This window comes from Sulfitobacter sp. SK011, from assembly GCF_003352065.1.
In the GTDB taxonomy this organism is placed as follows: domain Bacteria; phylum Pseudomonadota; class Alphaproteobacteria; order Rhodobacterales; family Rhodobacteraceae; genus Sulfitobacter.
The window spans coordinates 1024821-1043479 of record NZ_CP025803.1; the positions used below are offsets into that span (position 1 = coordinate 1024821).

An 18659-nucleotide genomic window follows, 5' to 3' on the forward strand; every position below is an offset into this window, starting at 1 on the left:
GGGTATGCGCCCCGCGCAGGGCCAAAAACCCGGTCGCCATACTTTAGGGCGTGTTCAATGTTATGGGACGAAAAGATCACCGTGAGGGCTCTATCGCGGGCGCGCCGGAAAAACGTTCCTTTAAGATAAAACTCGCTTGAGGCGGGCAGGTCGGTTTCTTACCCTGTGACCATTAGCAAAAAGAACCCATTCTGTTGTCTCAAAATCTGCCGAGAGATCATCCGCTTTGCGGTGAAGATGTACCTTCGGTTTCCATCTTCGCTCAGAAACGAGGAGTAGCTGCTGTATGACGTGGCACCGAAATCAGCCATGAAACGGTTCGGTTCTCGTATACATACTCCCCAATACTTAGATAGTTCCTGGCGCAGTTTTAGCTCATTCTTGCACCTGCTGATCGGGGTTTGCTGTTCTGTTTCTCTGCTGACCTGCGGATATTTCAGATCGCGGAAATAGTAGGCTCTAGCCTGGCACCAAACGCCCGTAATCGACTGATTGGAATACCGGTCATCCCCAATATTGGCACGCAACCAAACCAGAATTTCGCTGATCAGATTGCCCAGACCGTTGGGCGGTATCTTGATCTTGACGCGAATGGGGAACGCATCATCGACGCGCTTGTTGTTGGGTGAGGTGTGACGGGACATAACATGAACATCAACGCTTCCATGGTCGCAAATCAAGATGTAAAATTGCAACTCGCCTCACAAAGGCGAACTTTTCCCAACTCTGTCTCAGTACCGCCCAGCTTTCGGCCCAATCCTGTGAAAAATTCAGGTGATTAAATTAACTATTGTTCGCGCTCCTTAATCTGAGGTTTGTTAAATGGTACAACTTGCCAGGGCTTTTTCGCAAAGCCAAATCGCTTCCCGTGGCCTGCTCAAGGTCGTATCATCACCGACGGTTGGTCCCCATGATATTGAGACCCGCTTTGTTAGTGTGCCTCTGTCCAACGTGAGAGGGACGTGCGGCGCAATGAGTGGGGAACGGCTTCAATCACCTGATGACTTCATTTCGGGCGATGAACTAAGAATTGCGAGTGCCCGCCATGATGATGAGGCTAGCCGGCAGTTCCTTCTGAAACCGTTCGAATCCTTTGCCGAAGAAGACGGAGAGTTCATAATGGGCCTCAGCGGATGCTCCCATAAGCTGCAAATCTTGCTGATGGCAGATATCGGCATTTTGGTTGGCGCATACGTAATCACGCCAGCTAGCAAAACCTACGCCCAGCCATATCTCTTGCTGCCACGCGTGTTCGATCCGTCACGACCTTATAGCGTTCTTGATGCCCGAAGCATTTGATTACTACGGGTGTGTGCAGGCGCAGTTCAGCGTGCTTTGATCAAGTTCATGTGTGAGGGGTGCGTGCTCTGGGGTTCATGAGCCGGCATTCCAAAGTTTAGAACAGGTTCATAACGAAGCGAATGATCCCGACCCAAAGGGAAGGGAAAAAAGCATTTAGTCGAGTAATCTAAGATTTATCAGATACCCGCGCGTGATCTAGTCTTTGCACGATTGTTTGATGAAGGAGATCAGAGATGCGCAGAGCTGCCCATGCCCCATTGTTGTCGTGCACTAATAACGTAAACGACTACCTGCACGCCGTAGCCCTTACTGGAACATTCTGGAGTATTGCCGTCACATAGGTGTCGAAAAGTTGCCGTCAGGCGGATGCCATTGGATGGCACGCATCCGTCGCATTGACGGAAATTACAGCCAAAAAAGAATTGGTAAGCTTGCCCCATTCCACAGGGATGGACTGGACTACGACCAAGCACTGGCCCTTGCAAAAAATTGGTTCAATCGTCCCGACATCATTGCGATTGCCTCGGAGCCCTACGCAGTGGGCGTCAATGCTAAGTTAAGATACACGAAGACCGGTCATCGCTTCACAATTGGCGACGCAATGCATGGATTTGTAGAATGGAAGCGTATTGCCGCCGCGAGGACCTATTTCGAGACGACACTTTCTCTGATCAACCACCACATAATTCCCAAGCTAGGCAACCTCCCCGTCGAAGAACTTAGTCAATCTACATTCACGCAATTCTGCATTGATGTACTCGAGTCGGCTCCAAAAAGAGGTAACGGAACGCAGGGGCCAAGAACTAGTCTTGAAAACTTGGAACACGATCAGCTTCGGAAGCGAAAGAAGACTCTCAATACGGTAATCAGCTTACTCAGAGCAGCAATCGAAATGTCTTGGGAGAATGGCGATGTTGATAGTGAGCGCTCATGGCGGCGGCTAAGACGAATGCCACACGCCGACACACCTCGGCAATTCTTTTTGACCCGTGCGCAGGCCAAACGTTTGATAGCATCGTGTCGGCCTGATCTCGCGCTGCTAGTCCTTGCAGCATTGTACTCCGGATGCAGAGTATCTGAACTTGCAAGTATCAAGGCGCGCGACGTAGGAGGGCATGTGTTTGGCATATTTGTTGCACCGATGAAGAACTATCGCGGGCGCTATGTGATCCTCCCAGACGAGGGAATGTCGTTCTTTTTGGATCAAGTTGAAGGCTTGGATGATGAAGACTTCGTATTCCGCATGTCATCGGGAAACAAATGGTCTGGATGTCACAAGCATATTTTCAAAGACGCCGTGCGACTTGCGGGACTACCTGAAGGGTTTGTGTTCCATGGCCTCAGGCACACCTATGCCAGCCAACTGGTTCAAGCAGGAACACCTTTAGCCGTAGTCGCGAAGCAACTCGGTCACACTAATACAGATACCGTAAGTAGAACTTATGGCCATCTATGCTGCGATTCGATTGAGACCGAGATTTCGCGCCGATTTGCACCAATTCAAATGGTTCGGAAGGATTCGCGCCTCACACGTCTTCGGGACACCTTGCAGACAGCAGAGGAACCAAATTGGTCTTGGCCCCGGAAGAACCGAAGCAAAGCCACCGGTACTGTCGTCAGCCTTCTGCGGGCAAAGGAGGACGAATTGCGGCAGCGCTGATATGCCTAATGCCGACATTGATTGGGGGGGGCGGCGTTGCGCTATAACTTTTCCGATACAGAAATCCGCTAGTCGCCTAGCAATCTGCGGCTATCGAAGCCTCACTAGTGCTTTTGCGGTATCTCAGGCCGCGCAAATGCCGCCATATTTGAAGCCCCAATTTGATCAATGGTTTGCATTGCAACCTGCAGGGCACGATCTGAAGTTTCAAACGGTACAGGCCAAGTGATAGTCTTCATTTCCTCAGTGGTTATCTCAAGTTTCCAGCTGCTTTGCGAACTGGCACGAGTAATTTCAATTGCAAGCCAAGTATCTCCACTTTGCACCTTTCCGAAGAAGCTTGACGTGACCCTATCACCAACTCGTCGTCCACTATCAGCCATTAACAATCCCTCATCATTTAGTATCAAAGAACGCTTGATTTGCAGTTCGCCGTTTGGTTTACAAGTTGGCGGCAATCGCGATTTCATTTCCCAACATCGAAGCTTTTTGAGCCATAAGTGAGTGCTACAGTGCCGACGTTAACAAATGGTTAACGCGTTTTTTGAAGGAGGCGATTGATGAAACTGATTTTTGATCGAGATACTGAACGTGCAGAAATGTTAACGTCACTGGCCAATACAACGCCAACCAGGCGTGAAGAACTCATAGAGGAATATCGTCGGAGGTCAGAGGCAGCTTTTGCACCTGAAACTCTGCGAAATTATAAAATGGTTGTTCGATTGTTCGGAGATTGGTGTGAAAAAAATGGCTATTCACCGGAACCGCCTATTGATCCAAGAGTATTAGCGTCTTGGGTTGATGATATGGGTGGCAGGCTAGCTGCAAACTCCATCGAAACAAGGCTTTGGGCTATTGCTGAACTACACCGCTCGAATTTCCTCCCTTCGCCCACCAGACATCGGATGGTTGACCTTGCGCTGAAGGGCGTCAAACGAAAGTATGGGGCGCATACCAATCAAGCACCGCCTCTCGGCAAAAAGGAAGTAATTCTTGCGATTGATCGATTGGGTAAAACTAGACAGAACATTCGAGATAAAGCGGTTCTTTGGGTAGCCACTGATAGCTGGTGTAGGGCATCTGAAATTGTGGCATTCAAAGTAAAGGATTTGATCAGGCAAGATGACGACAGCAGCCTTTTGTACGTACGGCGGTCAAAAACAGACACTTATGGGCAAGGGGACTATGCGTTTCTTTCTGGTCGAGGAACTAAGGCTGTTCTTGATTGGATAGAACTTGCGAAACTACAGCCTACTGAACCTTTGTTGACCAAATCTCAGCAAGGAGCGAAACGGGTAGCTATGAGCCCGAGCACCATTTCAAGAATTATGAAACGTTGTACTGGTAGAAAAGACGTCTCAGCTCATAGCACCCGAGTGGGCGGGGTACATGATGCTTTCAGGATTGGGTGTGATCTCTCGTCAATAATGGTGGCAGGTCGCTGGACATCGCCTGAAATGCCCGCTCGATATGGGAGGCGTATTAGGGCTAGCCAATCTGCTGCTGCCGAAGTTTCACGAGCTTACGAACAAGGAGGCCAACATCAGTCGGAGGACCCGTAGGCCGTATCTGCTGCGATCCAATCGGGCTTGACGCCAAAGCGCTCTTCGGTCCGGTCTAGCATCTTCCGCATCGCGCCGACCTCAGCGGTCTTGTTCGAGCGGCTGGCATCCACATCAACGATGATGCCGTGGTCCGTATCGATCAGATAATTGTCGGAATAGGCAAAGAATGGACAGCGCCCATCGACATTCTGACACCTTTTACAGATTTTGATGACTACTGGTCTCCCTTCCTTTCCGGAATTGCGCCTGCGCCGGGTTATTGCGCATCTCTGGACGATGCCGCGCGCAAGAAATTGAAGAACCGCCTGATCGATATCTTACCGACGGATCCTGATGGGATGATCTTGCTTGCCGCTCGCGCATGGGCAGTTCGTGGAACGCGATGATTCAAAACTAGTGAAGGAACAGCAACGCTATTGACGCAAATGCTGCTTCGACGATCTCCCAACATCCGGCCAATGAAAATGCTGTGCGATGCATGATTGCCCGCTTTCGGGAAGCAGGTAAGACGAATTTGAACTTGGCTGAATGTCGGCAATGGGCCGTTCCTACCGGGATTGGTCCCCCCGTCAGCTGCATATGCTGCGGCCGATCTAATGGCGGTAGAGAGCCCAATATAGACAAATTGCGAATGCAGCTCTTGCGTGCACCGCAAACGCGTACATCAGCTTGCCTTTTGAGTTGGTTTCAATAAGCCTGAACTCATGAAGGGTACAAGATATAATCCCTAATCAAAAGCTCAAGCGCCGCCCTCAACCTCTATATATAATTCGATTGGATCGATCACAGTGTGTTGGGCTTTACTCGCAGCGGCCTCTGACGATCCGAGTATGGTCTTCATCTTGTCAAGGTCTACACCTTCAAAGACAATAGACACCTGATCCTTGTCGGTATGCCTGAAAACTCGGTGGCTGGAACAGAATCCGGAGAACGTTTTTGTGCGCACTTCTCCTCCGCCTAACCATGTGTCCATGTTTCCGACAGCGTGTGTTACGACAACCGTAGTCATGCAGAATCTCCCTATTTTGCCGTGCTTCGTGTACGGATTGTGAGCTTCAATCCTAACACGTCTGACCAAAACCTCCTATAACGCGCTGATGGTCCGCTACGTCCGCAAACTGTGAGTTCACTTGCGCCGAGATTTCGCGGTCGCAGCGAAAGTCCTGTGTGGATAGCTCCTGGACCTGTCGCGGTTTGATGCCGCTCCTTTGATAGCATTTACTGCAACAAAGGAGACTGACTATGGGACTGAAACGGACGGACGAATTCCGCCAAGATGCGGTGCGTATTGCGCTGACCAGTGGGCTGACGCGCAAGCAGGTGGCTGATGATCTGGGCGTTGGCATGTCGACGCTGAACAAATGGATCACGGCGCACCGAGACACAGGCGTGGTTTCCAAAGAGGATTTGAGCCTCGCTCAAGAGAATGAACGCCTTCGACGAGAGAGCCGGCTCCTGAAGGAGGAGAGGGAGATCTTAAAAAAGGCCACCTATTACCCGACAGGCGATTACGCAGTAATCTGCCGAGAGGGCAGTTCTTCGCGGGCCTAAAGCAATGAGATTTAGGTTTGTCGAGGAACACAGGAACCATTTCCCAACCAACCGTTTATGCAGTGTCGTTGGCGTCAGCACACGTGGCTTGCGGGCCTTCCGTAGTCGCCCTGCCAGTCGCAGACAACGATCTGATATGGTCACGCTTGCACACATCAAAGAACAGTCCCGCCTGAGCCTTGGTAGCTACGGCAGGCCGCGAATGACCGAAGAGTTGAAGGAGATCGGCCTGGACGTCGGTCATCGCCGTGTGGGCCGTTTGATGCGCCAGAACGGCATATCTGTCGTCAGGACCCGCAAACACAAGGTGACGACCGATAGCGATCACAAGTTCAATATCGCGCCGAACCTGCTGGATCGAGACTTCAACGCTGCTGCGCCGAACCAGAAGTGGGCCGGTGACATTAGCTATGTCTGGACCCGCGAAGGTTGGTTGTATCTGGCCGTGATCCTCGATCTGCATTCACGGCGTGTGATCGGCTGGGCCGTGAGCAACCGGATGAAACGCGACTTGGCGATCCGAGCGTTGAACATGGCCATAGCTTTCCGGGCGCCGCCCAAAGGCTGCATTCATCATACGGATCGCGGGTCGCAATATTGTTCACACGACTATCAGAAGCTTCTGCGCCAGCACGGGTTCAAAGCGTCGATGTCCGGCAAGGGCAATTGCTACGACAATGCTGCCGTCGAAACGTTCTTCAAAACCATCAAGGCCGAGCTGATCTGGCGCAGGTCATGGGAAACGCGGCGGCAAGCGGAAGTGGCGATCTTTGAATACATCAACGGGTTTTACAATCCGCGACGACGCCACTCAGCACTGGGCTGGAAAAGCCCGGTCGCCTTCGAACGGAAAGTGGCCTAAACGAGCACTTGGGGCGGCACGAAAGCGTGACAGGTCCACAGAGTTCATCGCGGAGGCCGTCAGGGACTGGATCAAAGCAGTTGGAGCAAAGACGGCCTACATCGAGCCTGGATCGCCTTGGGAGAACGGATACTGCGAAAGCTTCAACGGGAGAATGCGCGACGAATTACTGAACGGCGAAATCTTCTACTCGTTGCGTGAAGCCCAAATCATCATCGAACGATGGAGGAACCACTACAACACCTAACGACCCCATAGTGCTATGGGCTATCGCCCACCTGCGCCAGAGGCCATCGTAACGATGGACCAAAGGCCAATCATGCACTAACTTTCAAATTGGACCACTCAAGTGGGGCTGCTCACTCGCATGCCGGACTGCAAATGTGCCGTTACTCGCGAGACATTTTCTTTAGTTTCCCAAAATTGAGAAGAAGGAGATGTTCATGACCATGGGTCAAATTGCTGCACCATAAACCGTGAACATTCCTAGTCACACTTGCTAGTGTCGATTGTGACCTCAAACTTCGACAAAGATCCTGAAGCGCTTCAAGAAGCTCGCCAAGAACCGGTTCGAATTCGCGCTCCGCTCCTCTAGAAAAATCAAATATCCAGATTAGAGGAATGCCTCTTCTTGGTCATCATCGCTGAAATACGGCTTTGCATGACAGGGCCCGAAAGAAACTCAGCGGATTGCCGTTCAGTTAACAGAGATCTTAGCGCAGCCAATCCCGCGGCTTCGGTTCCCTGACCTATAAAGTCGAGACCGATCTTTGTTACGAGACCAGCGCTTGAAAACCGACCATGATCTACCAAATTGCAAGGAAAGCGTTCTTTTTGATCAGACAATGGAACTGAGGACTCTACATGCATGGTTTGGCCCTTTCACCTGAAATGTGGCCCTCAATAGCACCAAACTCAAGATATAGCTAATCTATTGTACCTTGCACACACCAAAGAAAAGTCAGCTGCCATGCAGCGCCGCAACCGTCTTGAGCGATGAAAACCCGTAAAGCGCCTCAAAGCCTTTTTCCCTACCATGGCCTGACAAGCCAGTCCCGCCAAACGGAAGTTCAACACCGCCACCAGCCCCGTAGTTGTTCAAGAATACCTGTCCCGCGCGCAGCTTTTTGGCCAGCCGCATCTGCCGCGCACCATCTCGAGACCAAACCGACGCCACGAGACCAAACTGGGTCCCGTTGGCAATGGCCAAGGCCTCCGTCTCATCGTCAAAAGGGATCACAACCTGCACCGGGCCAAAAATCTCTTCCTGCGCCAGAACGTGATCAGGGGGCACATCCGCAAACAACACGGGCGCGACGTAAGATCCACCTTCAGGCGCAGAAGCCGAAACTTGCCCCTTCGCAACAAGATTCAAATCGCGACCCCGATCCAAATGGCCCTCAACAATTTCTTTTTGGCGCTTTGAAATAACCGGGCCCAGATCAAGATCATCCATCGCGGGGCCAACACGCAGGTCAGTGTACATTTGCGTCATCGCTTCCACGATCTGATCATAAATCTGTCGCTGCACCAAAATACGCGACGATGCTGAACACGTCTGGCCGGCATTTTGAATTCCTGCATTGACTAAGAATGGCAATGCCGCGTCGATATCCGCATCCTCAAACACCAGCTGCGGCGACTTACCCCCCAGTTCCAACGTCACGGGCACGACATGGTGCGCTGTTGATTCCTGAATCAGTTTCCCAACATCAACTGACCCAGTGAACGAAACATGGCGCACCAGCGGATGTTGGGCCAGCGCATTGCCCGCCTCTTCCCCGAAACCCGGAACTATATTCAATGCCCCCTTCGGCAGCCCCGCACGGCGCGCCAGCTCTCCAAATGCCAACGCGGTCAGACAAGCTTCCTCCGCCGGTTTTAATACAGCCGCATTGCCCATGGCCAGTGCCGCCCCAACAGACCGCCCAATAATTTGCATCGGGTAATTCCACGGAATGATGTGTCCAGTAACCCCGTGTGGTTCTCGCATGGTGTAAACCGTGTAGCCGTTCAGATACGGAATTGTCGCACCATGCACTTTGTCCGCGGCACCTGCATAAAATTCCATGTACCGCGCCAAGGCAACCACATCTGCGCTCGCCTGCTTTAGTGGCTTGCCCACGTCATGCGCTTCAAGCTCGGCCAGCTCCTCAGCGTGCTCAAGAACAATTGCGCCGATATTATGAAGCACTCGACCACGCTCTGCTGCACTCGCTCTTCCCCAGTCACCCTCAAGAGCGGCCTGCGCAGCCATCACTGCGATGTCTATGTCGCCTGCTGTACCACGGGCAATTTCGCACAATACCTCGCCATTTGACGGGTTGATCAAAGGTACCCTTTGCGTGGAACAACCAGGCACCCATTCATTGTTAATAAAACAAAACGCTGGATCAATGCCGAGTGGTCTCATCAGTTGCACCCTGTGTTGGTTTCTATTTTTTCGTCAATCGATCTTGCGGTCAATGCTGCAGACGCGTTTAGAAGACTCATTTTTTCGGTCAAAGTCTCAGAGAGAGTCCCTTGGTATTCTCTTTCACGCACACCTTCAAACTCCCTTTTTCGGTTTTGGTGTTCTTTGCGGCCATCTATGTCCATAACTCAGCCAGCGTTAGATAATTTGGGGGAAATAGGGCAGTTCGGAAATGGAAAAAAGCGGGACTTCCAGTTTCCAGAGGTTCCGCGTTGAATATCGGAACACGCCTGATAAAAAGGGTGATTAACAGTGTGCAAAGTGGGCCGCAATTGTCGATTTTCCGATACCAGCTTTTTGTGCGCCAAATGTGTTCCGTGGGTTTGCCGTTAAATGCTTGGTGGCAATGAATTTGTCGAGGTGCCTACCGATATCCGCGGATATTGTGGCATTCAATTCAGTTTGAGTAGACAACTATCACTTCGGTTTGCTTGACCGTGTCTTGGTCAATCCATCGGGTGAAATCAGGCTAGGTTGCATAAGCAACCTAGCCATTCCGTGACGAAACTAAAAAAGTACAAGGTGTGATTGCAGAACTCAGTTTTTATGTCTCTTAGTATCCAATAATTGGTTAATACTCATCGCCTTCCAAATGGGATCGCTTCTGCGCGAATATGAAATCATGCAATGTTCGATCGGAGAGCATTGCGTCTTCTATCATCGATACCCCCTAGTCTGGCTCATTGACGGCGTAACAGTTCGGCCGTCAATGGTGTTTGAGAAAAAACCCGTTAGCTGGCTAGTTGGATTCTTCGCCTTCGTCCTCAACCTCAGGTCCAACCGAAACAAGGTAGGTCCAGAGGTCTACTGAATCTTCGGCTTTCTTGAGTTTGAAAGACATTCTTGACTTGGCACCGCTGTCACCCAGAAATTCTGCCAAGAACTTCTTTGGATCCGCTACGTACTTCACAAAGCTTTCTTCGTCCCACATCAATCCGGCTTCACCCGCCGCGACAATGTGATTCCCGAATTTGAAACCTTCGGCGGCTCCTGCAGCCCGCATATAGATGCCATAAAGGTTCGGCCCAGTTTTGCCGCCCTTCTGAATGACCGTTTCGTCATCCGCGATGATCGCATGGCAGGATTTGCATTTTTTGAAGACGTTCTCACCCGCACTGGCGTCACCAGTTGCGTGGCCATCGGCGAACAACGGTGCGGCAATTGTAGACAGGCCAAGGGCCATGATTGGCAATAATTTCATTTCTTTTTCCTCAATTCTTCGGATCACCATCCTAGATGGACTGGATATCATGATCATAGATCATATCACCAAATGGTGTCTGCGACATTAGGACGCCGCGAATGGGTGGCAATGTGCAAACCCAAATGAAGCATGCTAACACGCTCATGAAATTTTAAAATGATAGAAACCATGTCGTCAAATCACACGAGAACCTAAAGACCATGGCAACGATGATTCCAACATGGGTGGACGGCACGCTCCAACCCTTCGAAAAGCTTGCAGCGCACCAACAAGGTTTGCGGCACAAGGCGGTATCTGTCTTTGTGGTTGCGGGTGAGCACGTGTTGATCCAGCAACGCGCTCTCAACAAATACCACACCCCGGGCCTTTGGGCGAATGCGTGCTGCACCCATCCCGAATGGCGCGAGGATGCGATGACTTGTGCAGTGCGGCGCCTTGAAGAAGAGCTGGGCATCAAAGGTACCGTTCCACGTCATTGCGGGCAGGTCGAATACCGGGCCGATGTGGGTGGGGGCCTGATCGAGCACGAACTGGTTGATGTCTTCTTGGTGTCCGCCGATCTTGATCTGAGCATCACACTCAACCCAGACGAGGTGATGGCAACGCGGTGGATTGAACATGATCAACTTATCGCGGAATTGGCAGATAATCCTGACCACTTTACCCCTTGGCTAAGGATCTATCTGGCAGAGCACAGTGACATGATATTTGGTGGGGCCAGTGCCGATGCAGCCCAAGGATTGTAGGAAGATTGAGTTGAGACCATGACAGAAACCTTCGAAGCTGAAAAAGCGCAAGCCGCTGCATGGTTTCGCACCCTGAGGGATGAAATTGTCACCGCGTTTCACGCGCTGGAAAACCGTCATGAGGGCAGTGCGCCAGCGGGCCGCTTTGAGGTGCGCAAAACCACACGATCGGCGGATGATGGCGCAGACGCTGGCGGTGGTGAAATGAGCGTGATGCGCGGCGGGCGCGTTTTCGAGAAAGTCGGCGTGAATATTTCGACTGTCCATGGAACCTTGGGCGCGCGCGCGCAGGCGGCGATGGCCGCGCGCAAAGGCATTCCCGGAATGGTCGATGATCCGCGATTTTGGGCGTCTGGTATTTCGCTGGTGGCACATATGCAGAACCCGCATGCGCCAGCGGTCCACATGAACACGCGCATGTTCTGGACACCACATGCATGGTGGTTCGGTGGCGGTGCCGATCTCAACCCCTGCATTGAATACGCTGAGGACACGGCACATTTTCACGCCGAGATGAAGCGCGCCTGTGATCCACATGGGGGCGCACTTTATGATGAGCTAAAGGCGTGGGCCGATGAGTATTTCTATATTCCACACCGCAAACGGGCGCGCGGGGTAGGGGGCATATTTTTTGACGACCTCAATACCGGTAATTGGGCGGCCGATTTTAAGCTAACCCAGGATACTGGTGCCGCGTTCCTGCCGGCTTTTGTGCCGCTGGTGGACCGCCGCCATCAGACGCCCTGGGATGAGGCCGACAAGGACATCCAGTTGCGGCATCGCGGGCTTTATGCAGAATACAATCTGGTCTACGACCGGGGCACAAAGTTTGGTCTGGAAACAGGTCACGATCCTGAGGCCGTGTTGATGAGCCTGCCGCCGATGGCCAAGTGGTATTAACCGCCCCTGACCGTATCAATCATCAGTTGCACGTTTGCGGGGTCCGCATCTGGTGTGATCCCGTGGCCAAGGTTGAATATATGCGGGCCATTCGACAGTGCATCGACAATGCGCCGGGTTTCTGACACCAAGGCGTCGCCACCCGTGACCATATGCTTTGAGGCCAGATTGCCCTGAACGCATCCATCGGGCTGCACGTTCTCGGCGACCCATTCCGCACTCACTGCATCATCGACGGCAATGCAATCCGCACCGATTGCGGCATGTGAACCTTTGTACCGTTCGCCCGCGCCACGGGGGAATGCGATGACAGGTGTATGGGGATGTGCGGCCTTGATGCCTTGCACAATCTTTCGCATCGGTGCTATGGAATAATCATCAAAATCAGTACCTTGCAGTGATCCGGCCCAGCTGTCAAACAATTTTACCACTTCCGCACCGGCTTCAATCTGTGCATTCAGATAGACGATTGTGGCCTCGGTAATCCGATCAATCAGGCCGTCAAAAACGGCTTTGTTTTCGGCTTTCAATGCATGGGCCGGGCCTTGATTAGGGGTGCCTTGGCCTGCGATCATATAGGTGGCGACGGTCCACGGTGCCCCCGCAAAACCAATCATTGTTGTTTGCTTGGGCAGCGCTTTGGCCAGAATGCCAACAGTCTCATAGATCGGGGACAGATGGTCGTGGATGTCATCGCTGGGCTTCAATGCGTCCAACTCGGCTTGGCTGGTGATGGTCGACAATCGTGGGCCTTCGCCGGTTACAAACCACAGATCAGCGCCCAAGGCCTGCGGGACCAAAAGGATATCCGCAAACAAGATCGAGGCATCAAATCCATAGCGGCGGATCGGTTGTAGCGTGACCTCTGCGGCAAGTTCTGAGTTGTAGCAAAGCGATAGGAAATCACCCGCCTTGGCACGGGTTGCACGATACTCAGGCAGGTACCGGCCTGCTTGACGCATCATCCATATCGGAGGGGTAGGCAGCGTTTCCCCGGCCAGCGCGCGCAGGATGGTTTTTTGAGATGTCATGTCACTTTTCCCAGGAATTGATTTTTCCGCACCATGCACTTTGCCAAGGGCGGGGTACAAGTGTTGTCAGTGCCGCAGTATGACGATGGGGGTGTTTCATGTACGATTAATGTTCAGTGCGGGTCAGGGGGGTCTTTGACCGGGGCGCGGGGTCGGAGCGCCGGGTCCTATCTCAGCCACAGTTTTCCACTTACCATGTGCCACGATGATCGGTACTAAAAGAGAACTGCCCGTTTTCTGCCGTTGGAAAGTAACCGTCGCGCGTATGTTTTTGACCAATTGCCTTTTGATATCTGCCTTTGTCGGCCGCGCTGCTTTGGCACAGTCTGATGGCTGAAGGGTCGAAATCGCCCAATGCGTCAAAGCCCTCGGCGGAGGGTGGTTTTTATGGTGCGTCAATGCTCGCGCGGGCGGCCCGTGGGTCCACCTGGACGGCACTCACCTTCTTTATTTCACAGGGCGTGCGGTTTGCTGCAAACCTGATGCTTGCGCGCCTGTTGTTCCCAGAGGCATTTGGGATCATGGCGCTTGTCACCATGCTGTTGGTCGCGCTGACGCTCGTGTCTGATATGGGCATTTCCCAGTCGATTATGCAGAGTAAACGAGGTGATGAGCCTGCTTTCATGGATACCGCCTGGACCATGCAGATCATTCGCGGGGTTGTTTTGTGGCTGGCCGCCTGTGCGCTGGCACTGCCAGCGGCGGCATTTTATGACCAGCCGGATATCGCAATAATGTTGCCAGTTGCGGCGGTGTCGCTGGTGTTTGCGGCGCTGGAACCGATACGCGTCGAAACAGCAAATCGGCATTTGCTGCTGGGGCGGGTGACGGCGTTGGATCTGTTGTCCATAAGCACCGGCACCGTTTCGATGGTAATCCTCGCCTGGGTCACCCATTCAGTCTGGTCCTTGGTTGCCGGTTGGGTGGTGACCGCAGCGGTTCGTTTAGCGCTGATGTGGTTGTTCCTTCCGGGGCCGGGCAACCGTATTTATTGGGAAAAGCGTGCCGGATCAGAACTGTTGAATTTCGGGATCTGGATTTTTCTGTCTTCCATTTGTGGCTTGCTGGTTTTGCAGGGGGACAGGGCCATATTGGGCAAGTTTCTCAGTATAGATGGGCTTGGCATCTATAATATCGGTATGTTCCTCGCGAGTTTTCCGCTGATGTTGGCGATGACGGTCACGTCTCGCATTCTTATCCCGCTTTACCGCGAGCATCTGAAAGACGAAGACCTGACCGCGCGTAATCGCCTGTTTCAATTGCGGTATGGTCTGACAGGGGTGATGATCCTTGGCTTGTTTTGCTTGGCGTTGATCGGTCCTTGGATTGTTCAGACGCTTTATGATGATCGTTATCTTGCTGCAGGAGGCATCATTGTTGCCCTAGCCAGTGTCCAGATGATTACCGTGGTGTCGCTGACCTATGATCAGGCGGCCCTTGCAACCGGGGATTCACGCGGGTTTTTTCTTGTCAGCGTGACCAAGGCGATCCTGACGTTCGGATTCTTCTTGATAGGGGTCATGATCATGGGCCTTTTGGGGGCGGTGATCGGCCTCGCATGCGCCATGTTGCTGTACTATCCCTTTATCGCCGCACTGGCGCGACGGCATAATGCATGGGATGGGCGGCACGATCTGATATTCCTGCCACTGGCACTGCTGCTGGGTGCCATCGCGGTCTGGGTGAACTTGCCAGATATCAAGATGCTGATCCCCGGATCAGCCGGGGCGTTTCACCTTCGCTAGCCAGTGGGCTGGCGCAGTTAGATCAAAAACTTCATTAGGCAGGGATGAAGAAGGATCGACCACCCAACAGTCTGTGCGGAAACGTCCAGACCAAGATCAACTGTGCTGGTAGCGTATGCAAAATGGCAACCTAAAAAGAAGTTGCTTCGAATTTGTTGATTCCGTCCTTACGACCCTTAACCAGATCGCGGTTGAGAGCGCCGGCAACTTCTGATTGGTTCTATCCATTTCAGTAATGCAAAGACGGGCCAATTAGTGCGGTGGGGACAACCTGCTCCATAGGTACGCCGGATGTGTTGGCGATAACTACATTACAGAGAGCTGAATGCACCCGGATGAGTTCTGTACATGCCAGCGCCATATCGCGAGGACCCACCACTTCTGATGTTGAATGCACAACGGCCCTGAGCAACTCCACTAAACACGAGGACTGGTCCCTCCAAGTTGAGAAGTGGAGATGAATTATCCATGTTAGCTGAACAACTGCGGTTGCTACCCCAAGACGAACCGACCTAGTCTGCCCCAAACAGGTCGCGGGTAAAGACCTTATCCGACACATCCGCCAGATCGTCCGACATGCGGTTGGCCAGAATTACGTCGCAATCTGCCTTGAAGGTCGCCAGATCACGTTCGACCCGCGAGTGAAAGAAGTGTTCCTCTTCCAGTTGCGGCTCATAGACCACAACCTCAATACCCTTGGCCTTGATCCGTTTCATGATACCTTGAATGGAGCTGTCGCGAAAATTATCAGACCCGGTTTTCATGGTCAGCCGATACACGCCGACTAGTTGTGGTGACTTGGAAATCAGGTGATCGGCGATGAAATCTTTGCGGGTGGTGTTGGCCTCTACGATGGCGTTGATCATGTTTTGCGGTACAGCGCTGTAGTTGGCCAGCAGTTGCCTTGTGTCCTTGGGCAGGCAGTATCCGCCATAGCCAAATGAAGGGTTATTATAGTGATCGCCGACTCGAGGGTCGAGGCAGACGCCCTCAATGATCTCGCGGCTCGACAGAGACTTTGAAAGGGCATAGCTGTCTAGTTCATTGAAATAGGCCACCCGCATCGCAAGATATGTATTTGCAAACAGTTTGATCGCTTCGGCCTCGCCCGAGCCAGTGAACAGCGTCGGGATATTGTCGTCGAGTGCGCAACTTCTCAGCAGCTCGGCGAAGGTGCGTGCCCGGTCAGAGCGTTCGCCGACGATGATCCGCGAAGGATGCAAATTGTCATACAGCGCTTTGCCTTCGCGCAGGAATTCAGGTGAAAAGAGAACATTGTCGATGCCCTGCTCGGTGCGCAAACGTTCAACAAAGCCCACTGGAATGGTTGATTTGACCACAATGACCGCTGTGGGTGCAATCGCCCGCACGTCAGCGATCACCGCCTCAACAGTACCGGTGTCGAAGTAATTGGTTTTGGGATCGTAGTTCGTTGGCGTTGCAACCATCACGAAATCCGCCCCTTCATAAGCTGCAACCTTGTCTCTGGTTGCGGTCAAATTCAGATCGCCACGCGCGAGATAAGCCTCGGCCTCGGGGTCGACGATGGGTGAGCGGTCTGCGTTGATTGCATCCACACGATCTTGCGCAATGTCGACCGCAACCACAGTATACTTCTGTGCCAAAAGCACCGCATTGGACACGCCTACGTAACCCAGGCCAGCAATCGCAATTTTCATGTTTCTCTCCGTAGGCCGAGCTGCCCGCGGAAACCGGGCAGGAAAAGTGTATATCGCCGAAACTCCTACAAGTTTTGGGTCTGACTGACCACTGCGGATTTTGGGGTTACCAATGTCAGATAAAATCTAGGTCTCCCTTCAGGACATCAAGCGTCCAGGCCCCTACAAAATTAGACACCCTTTTCTTGTACCATCTATAGTTGAGCGAGCGGACCGCCTATCAACTTCCGAAGGGAAGCAGGAGCGTGGACAGGCACCTCCCGACTTGTTAAGCAGCGGGTGTTTATGAGTTGTTCAATTAGAGAGATTTTACATGCAGATCGAGACCACGCCTCTGTCCGGTATTGTCATTGTGACCCCTTCGCGGTTTGGTGACGACCGCGGATTTTTCTCTGAAAGCTACAGTGCCAAGGTGCTGGCAGAACACGGTATTACGATTCCGTTTGTGCAGGACAATCATTCGCTTTCGCAAACCAAGGGCACCGTGCGTGGGCTGCATTTTCAGGCCCCTCCACATGCTCAGGACAAGCTGGTACGCTGCGGTCGCGGGGCGTTGTTTGACGTGGTGGTCGATATCCGCCGTGGGTCGCCCACCTATGGGCAGTGGTTCGGTACTGAACTCAGCTTTGAAAACGGGCGGCAAATTTTGGTGCCCGCCGGATTTGCGCATGGGTTCATCACCCGCACATCTGACACCGAAATCATTTACAAATGCTCTGACTATTATGCGCCTGAAACCGAAGGGGCGATCCGTTGGGATGATCCGGATCTTGACATCAATTGGCGACAGGGGGCAGGGCAGGGGGAGCTTACCGCCATATTGTCAGACAAGGATGCCGCGGCCCCCTTGTTTGCCGATCTTGACACACCTTTCACTTATGAGGGCTGACAGATGAAGCTTTTGATTACCGGCGGTGCCGGATTTATTGGCTCGGCTGTTGTGCGCCTTGCTGTGAAACAGGGTCATCAGGTCGTGAACCTTGATGCACTGACCTATGCTGCGTGTCTTGATAATGTCGCGTCTGTTGCGGGCAACCCACTTTACAGTTTTGAGCACGCCAACATCTGTGACCGCGAGGCGCTGACACGGATCTTTGACACGCACCGCCCCGATGTGGTGATGCATCTGGCGGCAGAATCCCATGTGGACAGATCCATCGACGGTCCGGGTGCCTTTATCGACACCAATATCACCGGCACCTATACTTTGCTTGAGGCGGCGCGCAGCTATTGGCACGCGCAAGGTCGGCCAGATACATTTCGGTTTCATCATATCTCAACCGATGAGGTGTTTGGTTCGCTCGGCGCAACCGGGCAGTTTACCGAAACAACGCCCTACGATCCGCGTAGCCCCTACTCCGCGTCCAAGGCTGCGTCTGATCATCTGGTCCGGGCTTGGGGTGAGACCTATCGGCTGCCGGTCGTTCTGACCAATTGCTCGAACAACTATGGCCCATTCCATTTCCCGGAAAAGCTGGTGCCGGTGGTGATCCTCAAGGCGCTGGCGGGGGAGCCTATACCGGTTTATGGCAAGGGTGATAACGTCCGCGACTGGCTTTATGTTGAGGACCACGCCGATGCTTTGCTGACCGTTGCCGCCAAGGGTAAGATCGGGCGCAGCTATAACATCGGCGGTGAAAACGAGGTGACCAACCTTGATCTGGTCAAAATGATATGCGCAATTCTGGATGACCGACGCCCGACCGGCGCACTCCATGCGGATTTGATCACCTTCGTGCCTGATCGTCCGGGTCATGACATGCGTTATGCGATTGACCCTTCCCGCATCCGGGACGAACTTGGCTGGAAACCCTCAGTTACAGTAGAGCAGGGTCTGGCGCTGACCGTCGACTGGTATCTGAGTAATGAACCATGGTGGCGCGCGCTGCAAAACCGCGAGGGCGTGGGGCAGCGGCTGGGACAAGGGTGAACGTCTGACAA

15 protein-coding genes and 3 pseudogenes are annotated in these 18659 nt (G+C 52.8%); 11 read left to right on the plus strand and 7 right to left on the minus strand.

All coding sequences use genetic code 11. The annotated features are described in order from the left end of the window. Positions 1 to 158: 158 nt before the first annotated feature. On the minus strand, positions 159 to 644 hold the full coding sequence (locus C1J02_RS20785) for a hypothetical protein (RefSeq protein WP_162798230.1): 486 nt from the start codon (positions 642 to 644) through the stop codon (positions 159 to 161). Positions 645 to 822: 178 nt separating this feature from the next. Here C1J02_RS20785 and C1J02_RS04955 point away from each other — a divergent pair, with 178 nt between their 5' ends. Then, entirely contained in the window at positions 823 to 1299 is a 477-nt protein-coding gene (locus C1J02_RS04955) for a hypothetical protein (RefSeq protein WP_114877592.1), read from the plus strand. A gap of 379 nt (positions 1300 to 1678) precedes the next feature. Then, the gene (locus C1J02_RS04960) at positions 1679 to 2962 is read left to right on the plus strand and encodes a site-specific integrase (protein ID WP_114877593.1); all 1284 of its coding nucleotides are present in this window, start codon (positions 1679 to 1681) and stop codon (positions 2960 to 2962) included. 104 nt (positions 2963 to 3066) lie between these two features. On the opposite strand, the gene C1J02_RS20790 is transcribed toward C1J02_RS04960, so the two are convergent. After that, positions 3067 to 3432, minus strand: coding sequence for a hypothetical protein (locus C1J02_RS20790; protein WP_162798231.1), 366 nt, complete (start codon positions 3430 to 3432; stop codon positions 3067 to 3069). A gap of 90 nt (positions 3433 to 3522) precedes the next feature. Between C1J02_RS20790 and C1J02_RS04965 the strand changes: the two genes are divergently transcribed. After that, positions 3523 to 4524, plus strand: coding sequence for a tyrosine-type recombinase/integrase (locus tag C1J02_RS04965; protein WP_114877594.1), 1002 nt, complete (start codon positions 3523 to 3525; stop codon positions 4522 to 4524). Here the strand turns inward: C1J02_RS04965 and C1J02_RS04970 are convergent. Continuing rightward, a pseudogene (locus C1J02_RS04970) lies at positions 4515 to 4703 on the minus strand (IS5/IS1182 family transposase); the annotation flags it as partial. The gene C1J02_RS04965 and the pseudogene C1J02_RS04970 overlap by 10 nt on opposite strands. Between C1J02_RS04970 and C1J02_RS04975 the strand changes: the two are divergent. The 3 genes and pseudogenes from C1J02_RS04975 to C1J02_RS04990 all read left to right on the plus strand — a co-directional run. Next, a complete protein-coding gene (locus C1J02_RS04975; RefSeq protein WP_114877595.1) occupies positions 4653 to 4913 on the plus strand; it encodes a hypothetical protein in 261 nt (86 codons plus the stop codon). The pseudogene C1J02_RS04970 and the gene C1J02_RS04975 overlap by 51 nt on opposite strands. Positions 4914 to 5769: 856 nt before the next feature. Continuing rightward, positions 5770 to 6940 (plus strand): annotated as a pseudogene (locus C1J02_RS04985) (IS3 family transposase). A 40-nt stretch (positions 6941 to 6980) separates the two neighbouring features. Then, a pseudogene (locus C1J02_RS04990) lies at positions 6981 to 7268 on the plus strand (transposase); the annotation flags it as partial. Between the two features lie 633 nt (positions 7269 to 7901). Here the strand turns inward: C1J02_RS04990 and C1J02_RS04995 are convergent. Further along, positions 7902 to 9353 carry an aldehyde dehydrogenase family protein gene (locus C1J02_RS04995; RefSeq protein WP_114877597.1) on the minus strand — a complete coding sequence of 484 codons (1452 nt, stop codon included), beginning with the start codon at positions 9351 to 9353 and terminating at the stop codon, positions 7902 to 7904. A 799-nt stretch (positions 9354 to 10152) separates the two neighbouring features. Beyond that, a complete protein-coding gene (locus tag C1J02_RS05005; protein WP_205389864.1) occupies positions 10153 to 10614 on the minus strand; it encodes a cytochrome c family protein in 462 nt (153 codons plus the stop codon). 203 nt (positions 10615 to 10817) lie between these two features. Between C1J02_RS05005 and idi the strand changes: the two genes are divergently transcribed. Both idi and hemF read left to right on the plus strand, forming a co-directional pair. Then, entirely contained in the window at positions 10818 to 11363 is a 546-nt protein-coding gene (gene idi, locus C1J02_RS05010; protein WP_114877599.1) for an isopentenyl-diphosphate Delta-isomerase, read from the plus strand. A gap of 18 nt (positions 11364 to 11381) precedes the next feature. Next, positions 11382 to 12263 carry an oxygen-dependent coproporphyrinogen oxidase gene (hemF, locus tag C1J02_RS05015; protein ID WP_114877600.1) on the plus strand — a complete coding sequence of 294 codons (882 nt, stop codon included), beginning with the start codon at positions 11382 to 11384 and terminating at the stop codon, positions 12261 to 12263. On the opposite strand, the gene hemE is transcribed toward hemF, so the two are convergent. Beyond that, positions 12260 to 13294 (minus strand): uroporphyrinogen decarboxylase, encoded by a 1035-nt coding sequence (hemE, locus tag C1J02_RS05020; protein ID WP_114880384.1) that lies wholly within the window; start codon positions 13292 to 13294, stop codon positions 12260 to 12262. The two genes, hemF and hemE, sit on opposite strands and share 4 nt — an antisense overlap. Before the next feature lie 329 nt (positions 13295 to 13623). Here hemE and C1J02_RS05025 point away from each other — a divergent pair, with 329 nt between their 5' ends. After that, entirely contained in the window at positions 13624 to 15039 is a 1416-nt protein-coding gene (locus tag C1J02_RS05025; protein WP_254693209.1) for an oligosaccharide flippase family protein, read from the plus strand. 512 nt (positions 15040 to 15551) lie between these two features. Here the strand turns inward: C1J02_RS05025 and C1J02_RS05030 are convergent. Further along, positions 15552 to 16718, minus strand: coding sequence for a nucleotide sugar dehydrogenase (locus tag C1J02_RS05030; protein WP_114877601.1), 1167 nt, complete (start codon positions 16716 to 16718; stop codon positions 15552 to 15554). 313 nt (positions 16719 to 17031) lie between these two features. Between C1J02_RS05030 and rfbC the strand changes: the two genes are divergently transcribed. Beyond that, the gene (gene rfbC, locus C1J02_RS05035; protein ID WP_114877602.1) at positions 17032 to 17607 is read left to right on the plus strand and encodes a dTDP-4-dehydrorhamnose 3,5-epimerase; all 576 of its coding nucleotides are present in this window, start codon (positions 17032 to 17034) and stop codon (positions 17605 to 17607) included. Between the two features lie 3 nt (positions 17608 to 17610). Then, positions 17611 to 18648 carry a dTDP-glucose 4,6-dehydratase gene (gene rfbB, locus C1J02_RS05040; RefSeq protein ID WP_114877603.1) on the plus strand — a complete coding sequence of 346 codons (1038 nt, stop codon included), beginning with the start codon at positions 17611 to 17613 and terminating at the stop codon, positions 18646 to 18648. Positions 18649 to 18659 lie beyond the last annotated feature (11 nt).

What these genes read in the sequence shown, in the direction of transcription:
- hemE (WP_114880384.1), bottom strand. Translation starts at nt 13,294, where the DNA reads ATGACATCTCAAAAAACCATCCTGCGCGCGCTGGCCGGGGAAACGCTG.
- C1J02_RS05025 (WP_254693209.1), top strand. Translation starts at nt 13,624, where the DNA reads ATGGCTGAAGGGTCGAAATCGCCCAATGCGTCAAAGCCCTCGGCGGAG.
- C1J02_RS04995 (WP_114877597.1), bottom strand. Translation starts at nt 9,353, where the DNA reads ATGAGACCACTCGGCATTGATCCAGCGTTTTGTTTTATTAACAATGAA.
- rfbB (WP_114877603.1), top strand. Translation starts at nt 17,611, where the DNA reads ATGAAGCTTTTGATTACCGGCGGTGCCGGATTTATTGGCTCGGCTGTT.
- rfbC (WP_114877602.1), top strand. Translation starts at nt 17,032, where the DNA reads ATGCAGATCGAGACCACGCCTCTGTCCGGTATTGTCATTGTGACCCCT.
- C1J02_RS04965 (WP_114877594.1), top strand. Translation starts at nt 3,523, where the DNA reads ATGAAACTGATTTTTGATCGAGATACTGAACGTGCAGAAATGTTAACG.
- C1J02_RS05005 (WP_205389864.1), bottom strand. Translation starts at nt 10,614, where the DNA reads ATGAAATTATTGCCAATCATGGCCCTTGGCCTGTCTACAATTGCCGCA.
- C1J02_RS04960 (WP_114877593.1), top strand. Translation starts at nt 1,679, where the DNA reads ATGGCACGCATCCGTCGCATTGACGGAAATTACAGCCAAAAAAGAATT.
- C1J02_RS04955 (WP_114877592.1), top strand. Translation starts at nt 823, where the DNA reads ATGGTACAACTTGCCAGGGCTTTTTCGCAAAGCCAAATCGCTTCCCGT.
- hemF (WP_114877600.1), top strand. Translation starts at nt 11,382, where the DNA reads ATGACAGAAACCTTCGAAGCTGAAAAAGCGCAAGCCGCTGCATGGTTT.
- C1J02_RS20790 (WP_162798231.1), bottom strand. Translation starts at nt 3,432, where the DNA reads ATGAAATCGCGATTGCCGCCAACTTGTAAACCAAACGGCGAACTGCAA.
- idi (WP_114877599.1), top strand. Translation starts at nt 10,818, where the DNA reads ATGGCAACGATGATTCCAACATGGGTGGACGGCACGCTCCAACCCTTC.
- C1J02_RS05030 (WP_114877601.1), bottom strand. Translation starts at nt 16,718, where the DNA reads ATGAAAATTGCGATTGCTGGCCTGGGTTACGTAGGCGTGTCCAATGCG.
- C1J02_RS20785 (WP_162798230.1), bottom strand. Translation starts at nt 644, where the DNA reads ATGTCCCGTCACACCTCACCCAACAACAAGCGCGTCGATGATGCGTTC.